This window comes from Neisseria sp. P0009.S007 (assembly GCF_051962515.1).
In genome coordinates this window covers 1-4,312 of the sequence record NZ_JBQCVF010000137.1, presented here as the reverse complement: position 1 = coordinate 4,312, position 4,312 = coordinate 1, and the positions used below count along the sequence as shown (strand labels likewise).

Genomic DNA, 4,312 nt, shown 5'->3' with positions numbered 1-4,312 from the left:
TGGTGGTCGAAACGGACGACGCCGATGGTGAGGTGGACTTCTTCGCCGACTTCATCTTGTGCGGAGGCGATGGAGTAAAGGCGAGGGGTTTGTGGACGGAAGAGGCTGTATAGGGTTTGTGCGTCCAGTGGGTGCGGATAGGCGGCAAGTACGCCTACGGGCGGTGTGGCGGCGAGGTAGGCATCCAGTTGGGCTTTATCTGCAACTATGGTTTTGAGTTCCTCGTTGTTTGTTAATTCGGCGTATTGTTGGACGAATGCCGGTGTGTTTTGGGTGATGTCTGCGGATTCGGTCAGGGCGGTGCGGATGTCGGTTTCGCGGCCGTCTGAAAGTTGGACGGTTTCGTTGCCGTTCAGTTGGTTGAGGTCGAGGATTTCTTGAACGAGGTCGGCGGAATTAAGCGGCCATACGCCGAGCGCGTCGCCTGCCTGATAATACAAACCTGAGCCGCTGAGATCGATTTCGATGTGTTCGACGTCTTTTTCCGCGTCGCGCGAGGTGATTTTTTGGCGCACGGATAGGGTGGCTATGTAGGGGTTTTCTTTGGTGTAGATGGCATCGTTGCTTGGTGTGGCTGAGCTGTTTGGTGCAGCGGTTGTACTTGGACTTGTTGCTTGGGCGGTTAACTCAGCCACTTTGGGTACGACGGCGGCAATCCATGCGTCGGCATCGGCCTGGAATTCTAAGTCGCAAATGCCCAAGTCGTTCAGACGGCCTGCACCCAGTTCGGCAAATTTGGCATCAAAGTCTTTGCCTGCTTGGCAGAAGTTGGGATAGGAGGAATCGCCAAGGCCCAAGACGGCAAAGGTGAGTTTGCTGAGATCAGGTTTCTTTTTGCCGTAGATGAATTTGTACAAGGGTAGGGCTTCTTCGGGCGGTTCGCCTTCGCCTTGGGTGGAGGTAACCAAAAGGACGATGTCTTCGTCGGGCAGGGTTTTGCTTTTGAAATCGCCTGCGCTGCTGAGGCGGGCTTCTACGCCGGCGGCTTGAAGTTTGGCGTGTAGGGATTCGGCAACGCTGCGGGCATTGCCGGTTTGGGAGGCGGAGAGGACTAACACGCGGCGGCTGACTGCCGAAGCGGCCGTTTGCAGGGCAGATGGTTCGGCTACTATACCGGATACGCCTTGGCTTTGCGCCCAGCAATAGCCGGAGAGCCAGGCAAGTTGGGTGGGGGATAGTGTGGAGAGTTGGACGGAGAGTTCGGGGGGAAGCGGATTGGCTTGGCTCATTTGGATTCCTTTATTGGACGGCTATAACCGATTGTTTGAATAATGGACAGTCGCCACTTTAAACAGGCCGTCTGAAAAAAGGAAAGAATGCTTGGTTTTAATTTAAGATGATTTCGTTATATTCGGGAAGGTATTAGGCCGTCTGAGCATACCTGTTCAGACGGCCTTGGATTGGATAGAAACGAGATTTTCAGTTTCCGCTGGAGAGTTTCATCACTACGACGCCGGAGATGATGAGAAATGCGCCAAGCCAGCGGCCGAAGTTGGCAGCATCGTTGAAAAATACAACGCCTACCAAAAAAGCCCCTGCCGCGCCTATGCCTGTCCAGACGGCGTAGGCTGTACCCATCGGAATACTTTTTTGGGCAAGGTAAAGGAAGTATCCGCTGCCGACGATGCAGGCAAGCGCGGCGGCAAAGCCATGCCAGCGGTAGCCTTCCTGTTGTGCCAGCTTCAAGCCCAATGGCCAGCCGATTTCCAGCATACCGGCTAAGATTAAATAAAACCAACTCATAATATGTCCTGATAGTGTGTTAAGGTTTCAGACGGCCTTAGAAAGATTGTTTTCTTCCGAGAGTTCAACGCGTTGTCCGATATCTTTTAGATTGGAGTATTGTTCGACCAAGCGCGGTACATCGTCCAAGCTCATTGCAAACATCCATAAATAAGTGCTGACGGAATAGATATGGCCGGCGCTTCCGTAGCCTTTAAGCGTCATGTGTATAAAGGCGAAGCCGAACAATACGCTCATCGCCATGCCGATACTGAGATAGCCTAAGGCTTCGCGGTTGGAAATCAGCACGCGTAGTTTGGCAAACCAGCCATAGTGGCGGTAGAGCTGATGCTCGTTGCCGTCGCGGATAAGGTGGTTGTCGCGTTCAAACCGATTGTTTAAATGGAAATATAGGTTTTCGCTGATGGCGGCAAAACGCGGCAGCAACCATAAAAACAGGGCAAGTATCGCGACAGCCAATACGCCCACCCAAAATTCCAATATCAGCAACATCATACATGCACCGAAGATGGAGACCAGCGAAGTAGCAGCGATGGGCAGGTGTTCTTCAAAAAAACTGACAAACTCGCGCGATAGGGCAACGCGTGCGGTAATGGCGGAATGCGGTACTTCTCGCTTGCGCTGTTCCAAAACGACCGGGACGGCTATTTCAGTATAGATTTTGGTAAATGTACGCGTATCGGCTATCCTTCGGGCGGCGCCGATTATCCACATTAATAAGACCACCACACCATACAACATTGCCTGCCAGACGTTGCCTTCCATAACGGCATTAATCGCCCAGCCTCCAAACACGGGATATACCAGCAAGAGCAGATTATCCAAGCCGACGAGAGAGAAGGTTGTGATGAGTTTGCGGCGGTGTGTTTGACCGATGTGTTTCAACATTTTCCACATGGTTGCCCTCCTTCCTTATTTAGTATTGAGGGTTTGCGCCATTAATTCGGCCAACGCGTCCAAATCGGCAAACAGTCGGGCTGCACGTTTTTCACCGAAGGCGGTAAAAATTCGTTTGCTGAATTCCTGCATGTTTTGCACCAATGGTGCGGCGGATTCTTTGCCTTGCTCGGTCAGCGACAATAAGCGTTCGCGTTTGTCTTGTTCGCTTTCGTGAAATGTCAGCAAGCCTTGTTCCGCCAGCGTTTTGCATGTGCCGGAAACGGTTTGCTTGGGCAGGCTCCATTCTTCGCCTATGTGTTTTTGAGTGCGGCTGCCTTCGGTGGCCAAGGTGTAGAGAACGGCGAAGGTATTGTAGTTGGTGTTTTGCTGTTTAATCCATTGGTCAAATGCGCTGTCTATGTGGCTGATACGCATGCCGAGTTGGTCGAGCTGATTCATAAATTGGTCTCAATATTGACTAATTGGATGCGGATTATAGTCATGTTTAGGACTAATTGCAAATGGAGGGCCGTCTGAAACAATCATTTTCAGACGGCCTTGAAACCGTTAAAATAATTAATGTAGAAACGATATATTCAAACTACGATAAACCTAATAAAACCATCTTCAGCACATACGCCATGATTCATTTCTTATCTCAAAACATCTCCTCTAAACAAGCCACTGCCATCGGGCTGCTTGCCGTTGCTTTGTGGAGCTTTGTCATTTCTCTGATACGCTCTTTGAGCCTGCATATGGGGGCAGTGGGCGGAGCGGCAATGATGTACACCCTGTCCACCGTATTGATTTGGCTGATTTTCGGCCGGCCGCATTTACGCAATTACAACCGCAGCTATCTGTTTTGGGCGAGTGTGTTTTTTGTCGGCTGCGAACTGTGTTTGTCGCTCTCGGTCGGTTTTGCGCAAAACGCGAGACAGGCGGTGGAAATCGGCATGGTCAATTATTTGTGGCCGACGTTTACCATCGTCGGAGCGGTATATTTCAACAAACAGCCGTCAAAATGGTGGATAGTCATCGGCTTTGTGCTGTCGTTTTTAGGGATTGCCACTGTATTGGGCGGCGATGTCGGCTTGTCAATTTCCGGCATCTACCACAATGTCCGCACCAATCCCGGCGGCTACATCATGGCATTTGCGGATGCGGTGTTTTGGGCGGCATATTGTACGCTGACGGCGCGCGTGAAAGCGGAAGGCAGCAGCGTCGGCTTTTTCTTTGCGCTGGTGTCGATATTGTTGTGGATAGAGTATTTTCTCAGCGGCGCGGATACGTTGAGTTTTGATTCCGTATCGCTCGGCTATGCCGTTGCCGCCGCGTCTTGTATGGGCTTGGGCTATGCAGTGTGGAATATCGGTATTTCGCGCGGCAACCTGACCGTATTGGCAGGCGCATCTTATTTCATTCCGGTATTGTCTGCGGTAGTGTCATCATTTTTGATTAGCGCGCCTTTGTCCATGACATTTTGGCAGGGTGCGGGAATGGTGTGCTTAGGGTCGATTGTATGTTGGTTGGCGACCCGGAGAAAACGGATGGTGTGAGGTAATATCCCATAGTTTTGCGATATAACGAAAACAGCTTTTTTAACAACCAAACATTCTTTCCCATTTTCAGACGGCCTGTTTAAAGTAGCAGTCAGTTTGAGAAATCACGAGAAATGGGAAAGAATCATGAC

Annotated in this window: 5 protein-coding genes; 1 reads left to right on the top strand and 4 read right to left on the bottom strand. The window is 50.8% G+C overall.

Annotation, left to right across the window (positions count from 1 at the left end):
• From ACTHS3_RS10395 to ACTHS3_RS10380, 4 genes are all read right to left on the bottom strand, one after another.
• Window positions 1-1,229 (bottom strand): diflavin oxidoreductase (locus ACTHS3_RS10395; protein WP_440367917.1); only part of this gene is annotated, 1,229 nt, incomplete at its 3' end.
• A gap of 190 nt (window positions 1,230-1,419) precedes the next feature.
• Window positions 1,420-1,743 carry a DMT family transporter gene (locus ACTHS3_RS10390; protein ID WP_004520006.1) on the bottom strand — a complete coding sequence of 108 codons (324 nt, stop codon included), beginning with the start codon at window positions 1,741-1,743 and terminating at the stop codon, window positions 1,420-1,422.
• A 27-nt stretch (window positions 1,744-1,770) separates the two neighbouring features.
• On the bottom strand, window positions 1,771-2,640 hold the full coding sequence (locus tag ACTHS3_RS10385) for an ABC transporter six-transmembrane domain-containing protein (protein WP_070588398.1): 870 nt from the start codon (window positions 2,638-2,640) through the stop codon (window positions 1,771-1,773).
• A gap of 15 nt (window positions 2,641-2,655) precedes the next feature.
• Complete coding sequence (locus ACTHS3_RS10380) at window positions 2,656-3,081, bottom strand: MarR family winged helix-turn-helix transcriptional regulator (RefSeq protein WP_070588400.1); 426 nt, start codon at window positions 3,079-3,081, stop codon at window positions 2,656-2,658.
• 182 nt (window positions 3,082-3,263) lie between these two features.
• Between ACTHS3_RS10380 and yddG the strand changes: the two genes are divergently transcribed.
• Window positions 3,264-4,178, top strand: a complete 915-nt coding sequence (gene yddG, locus ACTHS3_RS10375; protein WP_039862220.1) for an aromatic amino acid DMT transporter YddG — start codon at window positions 3,264-3,266, stop codon at window positions 4,176-4,178.
• Window positions 4,179-4,312 lie beyond the last annotated feature (134 nt).